At 70.7% G+C, this 17,104-nt stretch carries 16 protein-coding genes; 7 read left to right on the top strand and 9 right to left on the bottom strand.

All coding sequences use genetic code 11. The annotated features are described in order from the left end of the window. Nucleotides 1-5: 5 nt before the first annotated feature. Both ACQUSR_RS14815 and ACQUSR_RS14810 read right to left on the bottom strand, forming a co-directional pair. A complete protein-coding gene (locus ACQUSR_RS14815) occupies nt 6-1,403 on the bottom strand; it encodes an ArsA family ATPase (protein ID WP_431043031.1) in 1,398 nt (465 codons plus the stop codon). A gap of 108 nt (nt 1,404-1,511) precedes the next feature. Then, a complete protein-coding gene (locus ACQUSR_RS14810) occupies nt 1,512-2,489 on the bottom strand; it encodes an ArsA family ATPase (protein ID WP_431043030.1) in 978 nt (325 codons plus the stop codon). A 72-nt stretch (nt 2,490-2,561) separates the two neighbouring features. Here ACQUSR_RS14810 and ACQUSR_RS14805 point away from each other — a divergent pair, with 72 nt between their 5' ends. The 4 genes from ACQUSR_RS14805 to ACQUSR_RS14790 all read left to right on the top strand — a co-directional run bounded on the left by ACQUSR_RS14805 (nt 2,562) and on the right by ACQUSR_RS14790 (nt 5,032). Continuing rightward, nucleotides 2,562-2,720: a DUF4177 domain-containing protein gene (locus tag ACQUSR_RS14805; protein ID WP_003967454.1), complete on the top strand. Its 159-nt coding sequence runs from the start codon at nt 2,562-2,564 to the stop codon at nt 2,718-2,720. Continuing rightward, a complete protein-coding gene (locus ACQUSR_RS14800; protein WP_431043029.1) occupies nt 2,717-3,181 on the top strand; it encodes a RidA family protein in 465 nt (154 codons plus the stop codon). Before ACQUSR_RS14805 ends, ACQUSR_RS14800 begins: the two co-directional genes overlap by 4 nt. Nucleotides 3,182-3,314: 133 nt before the next feature. Continuing rightward, nucleotides 3,315-4,205: an NUDIX hydrolase gene (locus tag ACQUSR_RS14795; RefSeq protein ID WP_431043028.1), complete on the top strand. Its 891-nt coding sequence runs from the start codon at nt 3,315-3,317 to the stop codon at nt 4,203-4,205. Continuing rightward, nucleotides 4,202-5,032, top strand: coding sequence for an MBL fold metallo-hydrolase (locus ACQUSR_RS14790; protein ID WP_431043027.1), 831 nt, complete (start codon nt 4,202-4,204; stop codon nt 5,030-5,032). Before ACQUSR_RS14795 ends, ACQUSR_RS14790 begins: the two co-directional genes overlap by 4 nt. A 117-nt stretch (nt 5,033-5,149) precedes the next feature. On the opposite strand, the gene ACQUSR_RS14785 is transcribed toward ACQUSR_RS14790, so the two are convergent. Beyond that, complete coding sequence (locus ACQUSR_RS14785) at nt 5,150-5,824, bottom strand: Crp/Fnr family transcriptional regulator (RefSeq protein WP_003981529.1); 675 nt, start codon at nt 5,822-5,824, stop codon at nt 5,150-5,152. A 226-nt stretch (nt 5,825-6,050) separates the two neighbouring features. Here ACQUSR_RS14785 and nth point away from each other — a divergent pair, with 226 nt between their 5' ends. Genes nth through ACQUSR_RS14770 form a run of 3 tightly spaced genes read left to right on the top strand, consistent with a single transcriptional unit; the run spans nt 6,051 to nt 8,968 of the window. Continuing rightward, on the top strand, nt 6,051-7,031 hold the full coding sequence (gene nth / locus ACQUSR_RS14780; protein WP_431047598.1) for an endonuclease III: 981 nt from the start codon (nt 6,051-6,053) through the stop codon (nt 7,029-7,031). Then, nucleotides 7,028-7,711 (top strand): NUDIX hydrolase, encoded by a 684-nt coding sequence (locus tag ACQUSR_RS14775; protein ID WP_431043026.1) that lies wholly within the window; start codon nt 7,028-7,030, stop codon nt 7,709-7,711. Before nth ends, ACQUSR_RS14775 begins: the two co-directional genes overlap by 4 nt. A gap of 54 nt (nt 7,712-7,765) precedes the next feature. Beyond that, on the top strand, nt 7,766-8,968 hold the full coding sequence (locus tag ACQUSR_RS14770) for a MarP family serine protease (protein ID WP_431043025.1): 1,203 nt from the start codon (nt 7,766-7,768) through the stop codon (nt 8,966-8,968). A 40-nt stretch (nt 8,969-9,008) separates the two neighbouring features. On the opposite strand, the gene ACQUSR_RS14765 is transcribed toward ACQUSR_RS14770, so the two are convergent. The 6 genes from ACQUSR_RS14765 to ACQUSR_RS14740 form a co-directional block, all read right to left on the bottom strand. Beyond that, entirely contained in the window at nt 9,009-9,212 is a 204-nt protein-coding gene (locus ACQUSR_RS14765) for a hypothetical protein (protein WP_431043024.1), read from the bottom strand. A 139-nt stretch (nt 9,213-9,351) separates the two neighbouring features. Further along, complete coding sequence (locus ACQUSR_RS14760; RefSeq protein WP_431043023.1) at nt 9,352-10,278, bottom strand: alpha/beta fold hydrolase; 927 nt, start codon at nt 10,276-10,278, stop codon at nt 9,352-9,354. Beyond that, complete coding sequence (locus ACQUSR_RS14755) at nt 10,275-10,736, bottom strand: phage holin family protein (RefSeq protein WP_431047596.1); 462 nt, start codon at nt 10,734-10,736, stop codon at nt 10,275-10,277. The genes ACQUSR_RS14760 and ACQUSR_RS14755 overlap by 4 nt, the downstream gene beginning before the upstream one ends. 42 nt (nt 10,737-10,778) lie before the next feature. Then, the gene (gene nhaA, locus ACQUSR_RS14750; RefSeq protein WP_431043022.1) at nt 10,779-12,170 is read right to left on the bottom strand and encodes a Na+/H+ antiporter NhaA; all 1,392 of its coding nucleotides are present in this window, start codon (nt 12,168-12,170) and stop codon (nt 10,779-10,781) included. Between the two features lie 207 nt (nt 12,171-12,377). After that, nucleotides 12,378-14,363 carry an acetate--CoA ligase gene (gene acs, locus ACQUSR_RS14745; RefSeq protein WP_431043021.1) on the bottom strand — a complete coding sequence of 662 codons (1,986 nt, stop codon included), beginning with the start codon at nt 14,361-14,363 and terminating at the stop codon, nt 12,378-12,380. 169 nt (nt 14,364-14,532) lie between these two features. Next, nucleotides 14,533-16,782 carry a bifunctional SulP family inorganic anion transporter/carbonic anhydrase gene (locus ACQUSR_RS14740; RefSeq protein WP_431043020.1) on the bottom strand — a complete coding sequence of 750 codons (2,250 nt, stop codon included), beginning with the start codon at nt 16,780-16,782 and terminating at the stop codon, nt 14,533-14,535. Nucleotides 16,783-17,104 lie beyond the last annotated feature (322 nt).

The following is a 17,104-nucleotide window of genomic DNA, read 5'->3' as shown; positions in this document are numbered from 1 at the left end:
CCGGCTCAGCCGGCGCGCTGCTCCTCCGGCTGGACCGCGAGGCGTTCACCGATCGCCCGCAGCCCGTCCAAGTCGTGCACATCGCCCGGGAGTGCGGCCACCTCGGCGACCGGCACCTCGGGGTGCAGAGCCGTGAAGCGGTCGCGCGTGCGCTGCTCACGTGCCAGCACCTGCATCCGCTCCGCGTGCAGTCTCAAGAGCCCTGCGGCGAGCTGTTCCGCTGACGTGGGGGAGTCGTCGTCGGGAGCGGCGTCCGGGCCGGGATCCGGAGCCGATGCGCTCCGCTGCTCAACCTTCCCGGAAAGGCGATCGACAATGCGGCGTTCGCCAAGATTTTCTACTCCGCCGACGCCCGCCGGATCGTCTGCCCCGGTGTCCGTCACGGCGTCTGCCTCAGCGTCCGTCACGGCGTCCGTCTCGGTCTCCGTACCAGCGTCCGCCTCGTGCGCCCCCTCCGCCGGACGATCCGTCAGCATCTCGGCGGCGGCCAGCGCCCGTTCCGCCGAGAGTTGGGCCGCACCGCTGCCGTGCACCCGGTTCAGCACCAGCCCGGCCAGCGGCATCCGGTCTGCCGACAGCCGCTCGACGAAGTACGCGGCCTCCCGCAAGGCGTCCCGCTCCGGGGCGGCCACCACCAGGAACGCCGTACCGGGTGCCTGCAACAGCCGGTACGTGGCGTCGGCGCGGGTGCGGAAGCCGCCGAACATGGTGTCCATCGCGGTGGCGAAGGTCTGCACGTCGCGCATCAGCTGACCGCCCAGCAGCTTGCCCAGCACCCCGGTCATCATCGACATGCCGACATTCAGCACCTTCAGCCCCGCCCGGCCGCCGACCTTGGCCGGCGCCGTCAGCAGCCTGATCAGCTTGCCGTCCAGGAAGGAGCCGAGTCGTTTCGGCGCGTCGAGGAAGTCCAGTGCCGACCGGCTCGGCGGCGTGTCGACGATGATCAGGTCCCATTCGTCGCGCGCCCGGAGCTGGCCCAGCTTCTCCATGGCCATGTACTCCTGCGTGCCCGCGAAACCGGCCGACAGCGACTGGTAGAAGGGGTTCGCCAGGATGGCGCGGGCCCGCTCGGGTTCGGCGTGCGCCTCGACGATCTCGTCGAAGGTGCGCTTCATGTCGAGCATCATCGCGTGCAGCTCGCCGCCCGCGGCCGTGTCGATGCCGCTCACCCGGCGCGGGGTGTTGTCGAGGGAGCCGATGCCCATCGACTGCGCGAGCCGCCGGGCCGGGTCGATGGTGAGGACGACGACCTTGCGGCCGCGCTCCGCGGCCCGAACACCGAGAGCCGCGGCCGTCGTCGTCTTGCCGACCCCACCGGAACCGCAGCACACCACGATGCGGGTCTGCGGATCGTCCAGCAGGGCGTCGGCCTCCAGCCGGGGTGCCGTGTCCATGGTCATGCCGCCCACCTTCTCCCGCACGGCCCGCCCCGCGCGTCCCGCTCATACCGTACGGACACCTGCCCACACCGTACGGGCGCCGTCACTCGAACCCGGATCCGGCCGCGGCTATTCCGGCCACTGCTTGCGCAGATCGGCCGCGAGCCGGTACAGCCCCGCCAGGTCGACCCCGTCGCTCAACAGCTCCAACTCGTATGTCGGCAGGCCCAACCGGGCGAGCTCCGCCCGTTGCGCGTGCTCCAGGGCGACCCGCTCCGCGTGCTCGCGTGCCTGCTCCAGTAGCGGGTCGACCAGGCGCTCGGCGAGCCCGCCGCGGCGCGCGCCGCCGAGACCGGCCCCCGAGAGGGCCTTGGCGATGGCCGTACGCCGTCCGTTCGCGGCGATCTCGACGGCCGCCAGGTCGAGGACCGGGGGGCGGACCATGTTGATGACGACCCCGCCGGCCGGCAGGTCCTCGGCGCGCAGCTCGGCGATGCCGTCCGCGGTCTCCTGGACCGGCATCTCCTCCAGCAGCGTCACCAGGTGGACGGCTGTCTGGGGCGACTTGAGGACCCCCATGACGGCCTGGGCCTGATGGTGTATCGGGCCGGTGCGGGCGAGCCCGGCCATCTCGTCGTTGACGTTCAGGAAGCGGGTGATCCGGCCCGTCGGCGGCGCGTCCATGACCACGTGGTCGTAGACGAACCGGCCGTCCCGGCCCTTGCGGCGCACCGCCTCGCACGCCTTTCCGGTCAGGAGGACGTCCTGGAGCCCCGGTGCGATCGTCGTGGCGAAGTCGATCGCGCCGAGCTTCTTCAGCGCGCGTCCGGCCGACCCCAGCTTGTAGAACATGTGGAGGTAGTCGAGCAGCGCGAACTCGGGGTCGATGGCCAGGGCGTGGACCTCGCCGCCCCCGGGACCGACCGCGATCTTGCGTTCTTCATACGGCAGCGCCTCCGTCTCGAAGAGCTGTGCGATGCCCTGGCGGCCTTCGACCTCGACCAGCAGGGTGCGCCTGCCCTCGCTCGCGAGAGCCAGCGCGAGTGCGGCGGCGACCGTGGTCTTGCCGGTTCCGCCCTTGCCACTGACGACATGGAGCCTGCTCACATGGCGGAGCCTAGCCAGTCGCCGTGAGGAGTACGCACCAGCCCCCAGGAGAGAGGCATTACAGTCAGCACCATGACCAAGTGGGAATACGCGACCGTGCCGCTGCTCGTGCACGCGACCAAGCAGATCCTGGACACCTGGGGCGAGGACGGCTGGGAGCTGGTCCAGGTCGTGCCGGGCCCGAACAACCCCGAGCAGCTGGTGGCCTATCTCAAGCGGGAGAAGGCGTGAGCGCGGTCGAGGAGAAGCTCGCCGAGCTCGGGCTGACCCTGCCGGAGGTCGCGGCGCCGCTCGCCTCGTACGTGCCGGCGGTACGCACCGGTTCGTACGTGTACACCGCGGGCCAGCTGCCGATGGTCGAGGGCAAGCTGGGCGTGACCGGCAAGGTCGGCGCCGAGGTGACGCCGGAGGAGGCCAAGGAGCTGGCGCGCACGTGCGCGCTGAACGCCCTGGCGGCCGTGAAGTCGGTGGTCGTCGACCTCGACAAGATCGTCCGTGTGGTCAAGGTCGTCGGTTTCGTCGCCTCGGCCCCGGACTTCACCGGACAGCCGGGCGTGATCAACGGCGCGAGCGAGCTGCTGGGCGAGGTGCTGGGGGCCAAGGGCGTGCACGCGCGGAGCGCGGTGGGCGTCGCGGTGCTGCCGCTGGACGCGCCGGTCGAGATCGAGTTCCAGGTCGAGGTCGCGGACTAGTCGAGGTCGCGGACTGGTCGAGGTCGCGGACTGGTCGAGGCCGCGGACCAGGGGGCGCGGGCCGAGACTCGCGGAGTGGGCCGCCGGAATGGTCCCCCTCGAACATCCGCGCGTAACCGCATAGCATCCGGCCATGTCGTCCATGACCCATGGGACCAATGGCCAGTGGTATCCACCTGAGTGGCCAGACCGCATCCGGGCGCTCGCCAACGGCGAGCTGACCCCGGTCTCGCCGCGCCCGGCGGCCACCGTGCTCCTGCTGCGGGACGGCGCCGACGGCCCGGCTGTCTACATGCTGCGCAGACGCGCCTCCATGGCCTTCGCCGGAGGCGCGTACGCGTATCCCGGCGGCTCGGTCGACCCGCGTGACGAGGGCGGGGTGGCCTGGTCCGGGCCCAGCCGCGCCGCGTGGGCGCGGCGGCTCGGCCTCGGCGCCGACGAGACCGCCGCGCAGGCCGTGGTGTGCGCCGCGGTGCGGGAGACCTTCGAGGAGTCGGGCGTCCTGCTCGCCGGGCCCACCCCCGGCACGGTCGTCGCGGACACCACGGGTGACGACTGGGAGGCCGACCGCGAGGCGCTCGTCGCCCGGGAGCTGTCGTTCGCCGACTTCCTGGGGCGCCGCGGGCTCGTCCTGCGGTCCGATCTCCTGGGGGGCTGGGCGCGCTGGATCACCCCGGAGTTCGAGCCGCGCCGTTACGACACCTGGTTCTTCGTGGCCGCGCTGCCGGAGGGGCAGCGCACGCGCAACGCCTCCACCGAGGCGGACCGTACGGTGTGGATCCGGCCCCAGGACGCGGCTGACGGCTACGACAGGGGCGAGCTGCTGATGATGCCGCCGACGATCTCCACGCTGCGCGAGGTCGCGCCGTACGGCACGGTCGCCGAGGCGATGAGCGCCGCGGGCGGCCGGGACCTGACGCCCGTCCTGGCGCGGGCCGCCCTGGTGGGCGGGGAGCTGGTGCTGAGCTGGCCCGGTCACGAGGAGTTCACCAAGCACATCGAGAAGGGCGGCCCGGCCACATGACGTACGCAGCCTCGCTGCCCGGACAGCCGCGCGGCGGTGCCGTCGGCGGCCCCGCCACCGCCCGCGCCGTATGCGTACTCGCGCCCAATCCCTCCGCGATGACGCTGGACGGCACCAACACCTGGATCGTGGCGGAACCCGATTCCGATCTCGCCGTCGTCATCGATCCCGGACCACTCGACGAGGGCCATTTGAGCGCCGTCGTCGACACCGCCGAACGCGCGGGCAAACGAGTGGCGCTGACGCTGCTCACCCACGGCCACGCGGACCACGCCGAGGGCGCGGCGCGCTTCGCGGAGCTGACGCGTACGCGGGTACGGGCCCTGGACCCGGCACTGCGGCTCGGTGACGAGGGCCTGGGCGCGGGTGATGTGATCACGACCGGCGGGCTTGAGCTGCGGGTCGTCCCGACCCCGGGACACACCGCCGACTCGCTCTCCTTCCACCTCCCGGCCGATGCCGCCATCCTCACCGGGGACACCGTGCTGGGGCGCGGTACGACGGTCGTCGCCCACCCGGACGGGCGGCTCGGCGACTACCTCGACTCACTGCGACGGCTGCGCTCGCTGACGGTGGACGACGGGGTGGACACGGTTCTGCCCGGCCATGGGCCGGTGCTGAACGACGCGCGCGGCGCGGTGGAGTTCTACCTCGCGCATCGGGCGAACCGGCTGGCGCAGGTCGAGACGGCGGTCGAGAACGGCTACCGCACGGCGCCGGAGGTCGTCGCACACGTCTACGCGGACGTGGACCGGTCGCTGTGGCCCGCGGCGGAGCTGTCGGTGCGTGCGCAGCTCGACTACCTGCGGGAACACGGGCTGATCTGAGACGCGGCAGGACGCGAACGCCGCCCGTGCCCGCGCCCCGGGCGGAACCCGGGGAACGCGGAGGGGCGGCGTCCGTACTGCCGACGGCCTGCTGTCAGCCGGTCTCGTGCCGGCGGGTCAGCGCGACCGCTTGGCCAGGCGCTCGACGTCGAGCAGGATCACGGCCCGCGCCTCCAGGCGCAGCCAGCCGCGGCCCGCGAAGTCCGCGAGCGCCTTGTTGACCGTCTCGCGGGAGGCGCCGACCAGCTGGGCCAGCTCCTCCTGGGTCAGGTCGTGCACGACGTGGATGCCCTCCTCCGACTGCACACCGAAGCGGCGCGACAGGTCGAGCAGCGCGCGGGCCACACGGCCGGGCACGTCGGAGAAGACCAGGTCGGACATCTGGTCGTTGGTCTTGCGCAGCCGCCGGGCCACGGCGCGCAGCAGCGCGGTGGCGACCTCGGGCCGGGCGTTGAGCCAGGGCTGGAGGTCACCGTGGCCGAGGCCGAGCAGCTTCACCTCGGTGAGCGCGGTCGCGGTGGCGGTGCGAGGGCCGGGGTCGAACAGGGACAGCTCGCCGATCAGCTCGCCGGGGCCGAGCACGGCCAGCATGTTCTCGCGACCGTCGGGAGAGGTGCGGTGGAGCTTCACCTTGCCCTCGGTGACCACATACAGGCGGTCGCCCGGGTCGCCTTCGTGGAAGAGTGCGTCCCCGCGCGCGAGGGTGACCTCCCCCATAGAGGCGCGCAGCTCAGCGGCCTGCTCGTCATCGAGCGCCGCGAAAAGCGGGGCGCGCCGCAGAACGTCGTCCACGAGATCTCTCCTTGTCGACATGCACAGGGGACCGTGGTCTCCATGATGCCGGACGGTAAAACAGTGCGATCAATCACAAGTTTGACGCACCGGTGCAAGGGACCGTACGGCAGGGGTCCGATTGGGGGGCCTATTTCGTGCGGCCGGGCCGGATGTCAGTCCCTGGGCTTACGCTGGCCGGGTGTCCAATACGCCGGTGAGAGCACAGGGCAAGGGGGCCGGACGGGTGAGCGGGGCTCGTAATTCTGCTGTGGGCGAACAGTCGCCTGGCGCCACGGAGAAAGCCGTGAAACGGGACAAAACCACCAAGGCCGCGCGTCCGGACGAAGCCCCCGAGGCTCCGGCGAAGACCGCGAAGACCGCGAAGCCTGTGAAGGCAGCGAAGACCGCGAAGCCGGTGAAGGCCGCGAAGCCGGCGAAGATCACGAAGGCCGCCAAGCCCGAGTCCCGGGTCGCCCTCGTCCGCCGGGCCCGCCGGATCAACCGCGAGCTCGCCGAGGTGTATCCGTACGCCCACCCCGAGCTGGACTTCGAGAACCCCTTCCAGCTCCTCGTCGCCACCGTGCTGTCCGCGCAGACCACCGACCTGCGCGTCAACCAGACGACGCCCGCGCTCTTCGCCGCCTATCCGACGCCCGAGGACATGGCCGCCGCCGATCCGGAGGAGCTGGAGCAGCTCATCCGGCCCACCGGATTCTTCCGGGCCAAGGCCAAGTCGCTCCTCGGCCTCTCCGCCGCCCTGCGGGACCGCTTCGGCGGTGAGGTTCCGGGCCGTATAGAGGACCTGGTGACGCTGCCGGGCGTCGGCCGCAAGACGGCCAATGTGGTCTTGGGCAACGCGTTCGGCGTCCCGGGTGTCACTGTCGACACCCACTTCGGGCGGCTGGTGCGGCGCTGGAAGTGGACGGAGCAGGAGGACCCGGAGAAGGTCGAGGCGGAGGTCTGCGCGCTCTTCCCGAAGAGCGAGTGGACGATGCTCTCGCACCGGATCATCTTCCACGGCCGCCGCATCTGCCACGCCCGCAAGCCCGCCTGCGGCGCCTGCCCGATCGCACCGCTCTGCCCGGCGTACGGGGAGGGTGAGACCGATCCGGACAAGGCGAAGAAGCTGCTGAAGTACGAGATGGGCGGGCAGCCGGGCCAGCGGTTGCGACCTCCGCCGGACTTCCCCGGCAAGCCGGCCGCGCCGCTGGGGGCTGCCGAGTGACGAGCACGTTCGGCGGCGGGGTGGGGGTCAGCGCGCAGGGCCTGCCCGGCTGGCTGCTGCCGGTCGCGCGCGCCGCGGAGACCGTAGAGCCCGGGCAGCTCAGCCGCTTTCTGCCGCCGCCGCACGGTGGTCGCCAGTCCGCCGTGCTGGTCCTCTTCGGAGAGCGGGACCACGCCCCTGAGCTGCTGCTGATGGAGCGGTCGGGTTCGCTGCGCTCCCATGCCGGACAGCCGTCCTTCCCGGGCGGGGCGCTGGATCCGGAGGACGGGGATCCGGAAGGCGAGGGGCCGCTGCGGGCGGCGTTGCGCGAGGCGGAGGAGGAGACCGGGCTGGACCCCTCCGGGGTGCAGGTCTTCGGTGTGCTGCCCCGGCTCTACATCCCGGTGAGCGGTTTCGTCGTCACTCCGGTGCTGGGCTGGTGGCGCCGGCCCAGCCCGGTCGCGCCGGTCGACCCGGCCGAGACGGCGCGCGTCTTCACCGTTCCGGTGGCGGACCTCACGGATCCGGCGAACCGCGCCACGGCCGTTCACCCGAGCGGACACCGGGGCCCCGCGTTCTGCGTCGAGGGCGCACTCGTCTGGGGCTTCACTGCCGGGGTGATCGACCGGATCCTGCACTTCGCTGGCTGGGAGCGGCCCTGGGACCGGGACAGGCACGTCCCCCTCGACTGGCGCGCGTGAGAGCGTGGACCCCGTGCTGTGTTCCGCCCGGCGACCCTTGCGAGGCAGATTTCGGTGAACGTGCTGGACGTCCTGCTGCTCCTGGCCGCCGTGTGGTTCGCCGTCGTCGGGTACCGCCAGGGCTTCGTGGTCGGCGTGCTGTCGGTGACCGGTTTCCTCGGCGGTGGCCTCGTCGCCGTCTACCTGCTGCCCGTGGTCTGGGACTCGGCGAGCAAGGAGGGATCCTCACCGGGTTCGTTCGGCGCGATCACGGCCGTCGTCCTGGTGATCGTGTGCGCCTCGGTCGGGCAGGCCGCCACCACTCACCTCGGCAGCAAACTGCGTCGGCACATCACCTGGTCGCCTGCCCGTGCCCTGGACGCGACCGGTGGCGCGCTGGTGAACGTCATAGCGATGCTGCTGGTCGCGTGGCTGATCGGCTCCGCGCTGGCCGGGACGTCCCTGCCGACGCTCGGCCGGGAGGTCCGTAACTCCAAGGTGCTGCTCGGGGTCTCCCGGGTGGTCCCCGAGCAGGCCAACACCTGGTTCAGCGACTTCTCCTCCGTGCTCGCGCAGAACGGCTTCCCCCAGGTCTTCTCACCCTTCGCCAACGAACCCATCAGGGCCGTCCCGGCACCGGACCCCGAGCTCGCGCGGAGCCCGGTCGCCGGCGTGGCCAAGCGGAGCATCGTGAAGGTCGTCGGCACGGCCTCCGGCTGCGGCAAGGTCCTCGAAGGCACCGGCTTCGTCTTCGCCCCGAACCGGGTGATGACCAACGCCCACGTCGTCGGTGGTGTCGACGAGCCGACGGTGCAGATCGGCGGGGAGGGAAAGCTCTACGACGCGGATGTCGTGCTCTACGACTGGAAGCGCGACATCGCCGTCCTCGACGTGCCGAGGCTGCGCGCGCCCGCGCTCCGGTTCACCGAGGGTGACGCACGCAGCGGGAACGACGCCATCGTCGCGGGATTCCCGGAGAACGGCGGATTCGATGTCCGATCGGCCCGGGTGCGCGGCCGTATCGATGCCGACGGCCCCGACATCTACCACCGCGGCACGATCCGCCGCGATGTCTACTCGCTGTACGCGAAGGTTCGCCCGGGCAACTCCGGTGGCCCGCTGCTCACCCCCGAGGGGCGGGTGTACGGCGTGGTCTTCGCCAAGTCCCTGGACGACGCGAACACCGGATACGCGCTCACCGTGGACGAGGTGCGCGAGGACATCGAGCAGGGCCGTACGGCCGAGCGCAGGGTCGACAGTCAGGGGTGCGCGCTGTGAACCGGCCGAGGTCCGCGCTGTGACCTGCTGAAGGTCCGCGTCAGCGGCTGCGCGGATGGCGCAGGCGCGCCGAGACCCAGCGAGCCCTGCGCCGGATGATCCGCGGAATACCGATCCGCGGATCATGGTCGTGGTCTTGTCGACTCCGTCCGGGTGGCGACCCCAGGAGGTGCCCGGTCGTGGTGGTGTTGACGTCGGAGCCGCGGTCGCGTGGTGCGTCACGGTAGTCGTGCGTCCAGCCCATACACCGGACTGTGCCCGGGTCCCGGGGTCCGTAATCGCGGAGGGGTGCGTCAGTTGGCCTATGCGCCAGGCATTTACCCGCGGGTACGGCGGAGGGTTGTCGATCCCGCGTCGGCCGTCCGCGAAGCCCCCGGCCCCGGTCAGCGGTCGGGTTCGGGGTCCTTCAACCAGTTGATCAGCTCTGTCGAGAAGGCGACGGGGTCCTCTTCATGAGGGAAGTGTCCGAGCCCGTCGAAGAGCCGCCAGCGGTACGGCGCCTCCACGTACTGCCCGGAGCCCGCGGCGCTGCGCGTCCGCATCACCGGGTCGAGTGAACCGTGCACATGCAGGGTCGGCACCCGGACCGGCAGCTTCATTCGTCGGTTGAACTGGAAACCATCCGGCCGGGCCAGCGACCGCACCATCCACCGGTACGGCTCGATCGAGCAGTGCGCCGTCGAGGGGATCAGCATCGCCCGCCGGTAGGCGTCCACCACGTCGTCGTCCGGGGGCACCGGCCCCGACCAGTCCCGGAGGAGCCGCCCCACCAGCGCCGCGTCGTCCGCGACGAGTTGGCGCTCGGGGATCCACGGTCGCTGGAATCCCCAGATGTGGCTGCTCGCCGCGGACTGCCTGACGTCCGCCACCATCGCCGAGCGCCAGCGCCGCGGGTGCGGCGACGAGGCGACGGCGAGCCGCCGGACCAGCTTGGGGCGCATCACCGCCGCCGTCCACGCCAGGTATCCGCCCAGGTCATGGCCGACCAGCGCGGCGTCGGGCTCGCCGAGTGAGCGGATCACGCCGGTGATGTCGAGGGCGAGGTTGGCAGGGTCGTAGCCGCGAGGTGTGCGGTCACTGCCGCCGACCCCGCGCAGATCCATCGCCACCGCCCGGAAACCGGCCTCGGCCAGGGCCGTCAGCTGGTGCCGCCAGGTCCACCAGAACTGCGGGAACCCGTGCAGCAGCAGCACCAGCGGGCCGTCGCCCGCCTCGGCGATGTGGAAGCGCGCGCCGTTCGCCGCGACATCCCGGTGGGTCCAGGGGCCGTCGAGGCGTACGACCGCGCCGGCGGTATCGGGAGCCGTCATGCAGACGAGCGTGTCACATCGGCGGCCGCGACATGGGTGTCGACGGCAGCGCGCGGATGCGGTTTGACGTTCGACAGTACGGCGGCCGTCTGCTTGGCCGAATCAATGGACTTCTGCGGGGGCTTGACCTTCTTGAACTTGGCCACGGCGGAGAGCCCGAGCACGATCGCGAGCAGCCAGTAGATGCCGCCGACGATGAGGAAGCACCAGACGAGCCCGAGATCGGTCCACGCATGGAAACCGTAGGCCAGGGCGAAGCTGAGCACGGGCAGGGAGAACAGGATCAGCACCCCGGCCACGATGATCGCCCCGCTGCCGATCGCGGCGCGCTTGACGTCCTGCCGGAGCTCGGCCTTGGCCAGCGCGATCTCGTCGTGTACCAGCGCCGACAACTCGCTGGTCGCCGAAGCCACCAGCTGGCCGAGGCTGCGGTTCCCGCCGTCTTCGGCTGCGCTCATCGCCATCTCCCTCTGCTTCGCGTGGACGTCAAGCCTCTCAGATCATGCCGGACCGCCATCACCGGTGCCCCTGGCGGCGGCCGCTTCGGCGAGGCGGCGGTGTTCGGCCGCCTTGGCTTCGTGGATGACGGCCATCCGCAGGTGGTACTCCGGATTGCCCTGCTCGTAGATGTCGGGGATGCCGTCCAGGTCCTCGTCCCGGTCCTCGTCGGCGCACAGCTTCTGATACCTGTTGTTCCGCAGCTTGAGGAGTACACCCGCGAGCACCGCGGCGAGCAGCGAACCGATCAGCACGGCCGCCTTCACCTCGGCGGCGAGTGCCGGGTCCTCGGGGAAGGCCAGTTCGCCGATGAGCAGCGAGACGGTGAAACCGATCCCGGCGAGGGAGGCGACGGCGAACACATCCGCCCAGGCCAGGTCCTCGTTGAGGGTCGCCTTGGTGAACCGGGCCGCCAGCCAGGAGCCGCCGAAGACGCCTATGGTCTTGCCCGCCACCAGGCCGAGGACGACACCGAGGGTCTCCGGCCGGGTGAAGACATCCGCCACGGCGTCACCGGAGATCGAGACCCCGGCGGCGAACAGCGCGAACAGCGGTACCGCGAGGCCGGCCGAGAGAGGTCGCACCTGGTGCTCGATGTGCTCGGCGGGGGAGCGCTCCTCGCCGTCCCGCATGGTGCAGCGCAGCATCAGGCCCATGGCGACACCGGCGACCGTGGCGTGTACCCCGCTGGCGTGCATCAGCGCCCAGATCACGACGGCCAGCGGAACGTAGACGTACCAGCCGCGTATGCCCTTGTGGTGCAGCAGCCAGAAGACGGCCAGGCCGGCCACGGCCAGGCCGAGAGCTGCGAAGTCGATCTCCTGGGTGAAGAAGATCGCGATGATGAGGATCGCGAACAGGTCGTCGACGACGGCGAGGGTCAGCAGGAAGGCCCGGAGCGCGGCGGGCAGCGCCGTGCCGATGACGGCGAGCACGGCGAGGGCGAAGGCGATGTCCGTCGCCGTCGGGACCGCCCAGCCCTCCAGACTGCCGCCACCGGTGGTGTTGACCACCGTGTAGACGAGCGCGGGTGCGGCCATGCCGCAGATCGCCGCGATGACCGGCAGCGCCGCGGCCTTGGGGTCCCGCAGTTCGCCCGCGATCAACTCGCGCTTGAGCTCGATGCCGGCGACGAAGAAGAAGACGGTGAGCAGTCCGTCCTTGGCCCACTCGGCGATGGACAGGCGCAGATGCAGCGACTCGGGGCCGAAGGAGAAGTCCTTGACGTCGTCGTAGACATCGTGGAGCGGGGAATTGGCGCAGACCAGAGCGACGATGGCCGCGAGGAGCAGCAGCACACCGCCGACCGTCTCCGTACGGAGCGCGTCGGTGACGAACCTGCGCTCCGGGAGGGACTGACGTCCGAGGAACTTGCGGTCGTTGGGCGCGGCCACAGCGGCTGACCTCCTGAAGTCGGACGGGCGGGTACACGTGTGCTGTGTGCCGACCAGACTTCCCGGCGCGCCTCTGATTCTTGTCGCGATTTTTACGCGTCAGGGACTTACTTTAGCCGGTATGGGTGAAGGGCGCCCCGGCGATTGTGGACACCCTTCCTCCGATTGCTGCTCTGACCTGGTGGTTTCCTCGGCCAGGTGGTCCGGTCAGTCCTCGCCTGGGGCGCTGGGGAGCTTGCTCTGGATCAGCTCCATGACGGAAGAGTCGGTGAGCGTGGTGACATCACCCAGTGCGCGGTTCTCGGCGACGTCGCGCAGCAGCCGCCGCATGATCTTGCCGGAGCGGGTCTTGGGCAGCTCGGCGACCGGCAGGATCCGCTTGGGCTTGGCGATCGGACCGAGCTGCTTGGCGACATGGCCGCGCAGCTCCTCCACCAGCCCGTCCTCCGACTCTGCGGATGCCGCCGCCGTCTCCGCCGCGCCGCCGCGCAGGATGACGAAGGCGCAGATGGCCTGGGTCGTCTGCGGGTCGGTCGCGCCGACGACCGCCGCCTCGGCCACCTTCGGGTGCGAGACCAGCGCCGACTCGACCTCGGTGGTGGAGATGTTGTGTCCGGAGACCAGCATGACGTCGTCGACCCGGCCCAGCAGCCAGATGTCGCCGTCGTCGTCCTTCTTGGCGCCGTCGCCCGCGAAATAGCGGTCGGTGAAGCGCGACCAGTAGGTGTCCAGATAGCGCTGGTCGTCGCCCCAGATCGTACGGAGCATCGACGGCCACGGCTCGGTGAGGACGAGGTAGCCGCCGGAGCCGTCGGGCACCTCGTTGGCATCGTCGTCCACGACGGTGGCGGAGATGCCCGGGAGCGGGGTCTGCGCCGAACCCGGCTTGGTCGCGGTCACGCCCGGCAGCGGGCTGATCATGATGCCGCCGGTCTCGGTCTGCCACCAGGTGTCGACCACGGGCGTGGTGTCCCCGCCGATGTGCTTGCGGTACCAGATCCATGCTTCGGGATTGATCGGCTCGCCGACCGAACCGAGGATGCGCAGACTGCTGAGATCGAACTTGGCCGGGATGTCGTCGCCCCACTTCATGCAGGCGCGGATCGCGGTGGGGGCGGTGTAGAGGATCGTGACGCCGTACTTCTGGACGATCTCCCACCAGCGGCCCTGGTGCGGAGTGTCCGGCGTGCCCTCGTACAGCACCTCGGTCGCGCCGTTGCTCAGCGGCCCGTAGACGATGTACGAGTGGCCGGTGACCCAGCCGACGTCGGCGGTGCACCAGAAGACGTCGGATTCCGGCTTGAGGTCGAAGACCGCGTGGTGTGTGTACGACACCTGGGTGAGGTAGCCGCCGGTGGTGTGCAGGATGCCCTTCGGCTTACCGGTCGTGCCCGAGGTGTAGAGGATGAACAGCGGGTGCTCGGCGTCGAACGCCTCCGGGGTGTGCTGGTCCGACTGGCGGTCCACCAGGTCGTGCCACCAGACATCGCGGCCCTCGGTCCACGCGGTGTCCTGCCCGGTGCGGCGGACGACCAGGACGCTGCGTACGTTCTCGGTGCCGGGCCTGGTCAGCGCCTCGTCGACGGCGGGCTTGAGTGCCGACGGCTTGCCGCGGCGGTACCCGCCGTCCGCGGTGATGACCACGCGCGCGTCGGCGTCCTGGATCCGGGTGGCGAGGGCGTCGGCCGAGAAACCGCCGAAGACCACGGAGTGCGGGGCGCCGACGCGGGCGCAGGCCAGCATGGCGACGATCGTCTCCGGAATCATCGGCATGTAGATGGCCACCCGGTCGCCGCTGTGGACGCCCAGCTCGGTGAGCGCGTTGGCGGCGCGGGAGACCTCGCGCTGGAGCTCGGCGTAGGTGATCGAGCGGCTGTCGCCGGGCTCGCCCTCGAAGTGCAGGGCGACGCGGTCGCCGAGGCCGTTCTCCACATGGCGGTCGACGCAGTTGTACGCGACGTTCAGCTTGCCGTCGGCGAACCACTTGGCGAACGGCGGATTCGACCAGTCCAGCGTCTCGGTCGGCTCGTCGGCCCAGGTCAGGCGGCGTGCCTGCGCGGCCCAGAAGCCCAGCCGGTCGGCCTTCGCCCGCTCGTACGCCTCCGCGGTGACGTTGGCGTGCCCGGCCAGATCGGCAGGCGGTGCGAAGCGGCGCTCCTCTTTGAGGAGGTTGGCCAGGCTCTCGTTGCTCACGACATCTCCCATTCCCAGGGTGCCCGTTGTGTCCCGGGTCATAGCTCATCAGCCGGTGGCGGGCCCTGACAAGAGTTCTCGGTAAAAATTGGTTTAGACCTGTTGGTTGTTCCTCTCCTTCGTCGGCGCCGCCCCGCCCGGTCACCCCTTCTGGGCGTACCGCCATTCCTCAGAGCTGTACGGCGTCCAGTGCGTCCGGCACCTCCGGTCGCACAGCTGTGAACGTGCCCGATGCTCGGTCCAGGACATAGGCCTGCGCCTCCCCCACGTGGAAATACATTCCGTGCAGTGCGAGCGAGCCCGCGGCCACTCGGCGCGCCACGCATGAGTGGGCCAGAAGGTGGTCGAGCTGCTGCACCACATTGACGAGGGCCAGCCGCTCGGCGTCGTCGGTGACCGGCCGGTCGGTCAGCGTGATCTCGTTCCGCTTCTGGCGCCGGCAGCGCTCCATACGGGCGAGGCTCGGCCGCCCATGCCGCAGCCAGCGGGCGAGCGGTGTCTGTGCGCCGGGCTCGTTGGACGAGCCGAGTAGTGCCTGCATCGCACCGCACCCGGAGTGGCCGCACACGGTGATGCTGCCCACCTCCAGCACCTCCACCGCGTACTCGATCGCCGCGCCCACCGAGTCACAGGCGGCATCGCTGCCCGGCGGCGGCATGAGGTTCCCGACATTGCGCACCGTGAACAGATCGCCCGGCCCGCTGGAGGTGATCATGCTCGTGACCAGGCGCGAGTCCGCGCAGGTGAGGAAGAGCTGGGTGGGTTTCTGGCCCTCGCGCGCAAGTCGCGCCAGCTCGTCCCGCACCAGTGGGGCCGTGTTGCGCTGGAACGCGCTCACCCCACCCAGCAGTTGGCTGCCCCCCGGCGGGGCGGACGCGGCGGGTCGGGTGCAGTGGTGGTTGTGCCAGGGCGTCCAGGGGCGGCACGCGTGGGCGCTGGCGGGCTCCGCGATCGGCTGGCCGGAGGGGCCGCTGACGGTGACCCACCCTTTATGCGCACGGTGAGAGTTCGACCAAGACTGCAGCGCGTCGTACGCGGCGTGGTCCATGAAGGATCCGCCCAGCTCCACCACGACGTTCGTGCCCGGCGGTACCTGAGCCAGAGCCCTGGTCAGCCGAGGCACGGCCAGGAAGGTCAACTGACCGTCGACACTCACCCGGTGACCGCCCGCCTCGTCGGTCACGGTGATGCGGGTATGAGTGAGACGGCGAAGCGCCGTGAAGACGGCGACAGTGACGCCCACGGCCACCGCTGTCAACACTCCGAACAGGACGACCGCGCTCAGCGTGGCCGCGTACACCGGAAACTCGCGGTGCCGCTGCACATGCTTGATATGGGCGAAGCTCACCATCTTCACCCCGACGACCATCACCAGCGCGGCAAGCACGGCGAGCGGGATGAGCTCCAGTACCCCCGCCAGGAGACCGGCGCACAGCACCACCCAGATCCCGTGCAGAACGGTGGAACGGCGGCTTCGGGCCCCGGCCTTGACGTTCGCCGATCCGCGGATCGCCCCGCCTGCTACGGCCAGGCCGCCCAGCAGCCCGGAGACGATGTTGGCGGCGCCCTGACCGACGAGCTCGCGGTCCAGTCGGGCAGCCGGAGCGCGACACGCGTCCGGCCGGGTTGTCTGCAACCTGTCGATGGCGACGGCGGACAGCAGGGACTCCATGCTCGCGACCAGTGTCACCGTGAGCACGGCAGCGACCAGCCCGAGCACCGGCCCGTCCGGCAGCCCGGGGACCGCGTGCAGCTGCCAGGACGGCAGGTCCACGCGCGGCACGGACATCCCTGTCCCGGCGGCGGTGGCGGTTGCCACAGCGGCCAGAGGCGCCGGGACCGCACGGGCCCATCGCCCCGCGTCGCCCGGGAGCCGCGGCCAGACGGCGAGCACCCCGACGGTGACGGCGCCGATCAGGAGCGCACTCATATGAGGATGCCGCAACTCTCCAGGCAACGCGGCGAGGCTGCTGACCGCTGAGTTGCCGGGCTGCTCCCCGAGCAGCACGTGCAACTGGCCGATCGCGATGACGACGCCGATGCCCGCGAGCAGGCCGTGGATGATGGCAGGGCTGATCGCCAGCGCGGCGCGCGCCACTCTCAGTGCCCCGAGGGCGAGTTGCGCAACGCCTGCAAGAACGGTGATCGCGCACGTCGTGCGCCAGCCGTACCGCTGGATCAGTTCGGCAGTGACCACGACGAGGCCGGTGGCCGCCCCGGTGACCTGCAAGGGAGCGCCGCCGAGCAGGCCGGCGACGATCCCGCCCACCGCCGCCGCCACCAGGCCGGCCTGCGCGGGGGCGCCGGTAGCCAGGGCGATGCCGAGCGACAGCGGAATAGAGATAAGAAAGAGGACGATCGAGGCGGAGATATCCCGGCGCCAGGCGCGCCTGTCGATCCGGGTCAAGAGCTGCAACATACCCGTCTCCTCCGGGGCTGCGCGGCCGCTGACCTGGTCACTTCGGACTGGCCTCGGCCGTGTGTCACGGTGGGTGATGGTTCGGTAACTCTCAAGCGCTGGTAAATGAATCGTAATGCCGAGTAAAGGCAGTGAGAAGCTTTTTGATCAATCAGTCCACGCGTTCCATCGAACGAGTGAATCTTCATGTGAAGCGGAATATCACCGCTTGCTCGTCTTGTGGCTGCGAGGTCGTGCGGCGTTCTGCCGACACGGACAAGCCGAGACGCGGGGGAATGACGGCGGCCGGGAACGGCTCGCCGCGGCGGCGAGCCGGATGGCG

It is taken from the genome of Streptomyces sp. P1-3 (genome assembly GCF_050613155.1).
Lineage (GTDB): Bacteria > Actinomycetota > Actinomycetes > Streptomycetales > Streptomycetaceae > Streptomyces.
Note: the sequence above shows the minus strand (reverse complement) of the source record. Positions and strands in the feature narration are given on the sequence as shown.

Bases quoted from the DNA above. Each gene is read 5' to 3' on its own strand.
- ACQUSR_RS14755 (WP_431047596.1), bottom strand. From the start codon at position 10,736: ATGAGCGCAGCCGAAGACGGCGGGAACCGCAGCCTCGGCCAGCTGGTG.
- ACQUSR_RS14765 (WP_431043024.1), bottom strand. From the start codon at position 9,212: ATGGGCTGGACGCACGACTACCGTGACGCACCACGCGACCGCGGCTCC.
- ACQUSR_RS14805 (WP_003967454.1), top strand. From the start codon at position 2,562: ATGACCAAGTGGGAATACGCGACCGTGCCGCTGCTCGTGCACGCGACC.
- ACQUSR_RS14815 (WP_431043031.1), bottom strand. From the start codon at position 1,403: ATGACCATGGACACGGCACCCCGGCTGGAGGCCGACGCCCTGCTGGAC.
- ACQUSR_RS14795 (WP_431043028.1), top strand. From the start codon at position 3,315: ATGTCGTCCATGACCCATGGGACCAATGGCCAGTGGTATCCACCTGAG.
- ACQUSR_RS14760 (WP_431043023.1), bottom strand. From the start codon at position 10,278: ATGACGGCTCCCGATACCGCCGGCGCGGTCGTACGCCTCGACGGCCCC.
- ACQUSR_RS14790 (WP_431043027.1), top strand. From the start codon at position 4,202: ATGACGTACGCAGCCTCGCTGCCCGGACAGCCGCGCGGCGGTGCCGTC.
- ACQUSR_RS14740 (WP_431043020.1), bottom strand. From the start codon at position 16,782: ATGTTGCAGCTCTTGACCCGGATCGACAGGCGCGCCTGGCGCCGGGAT.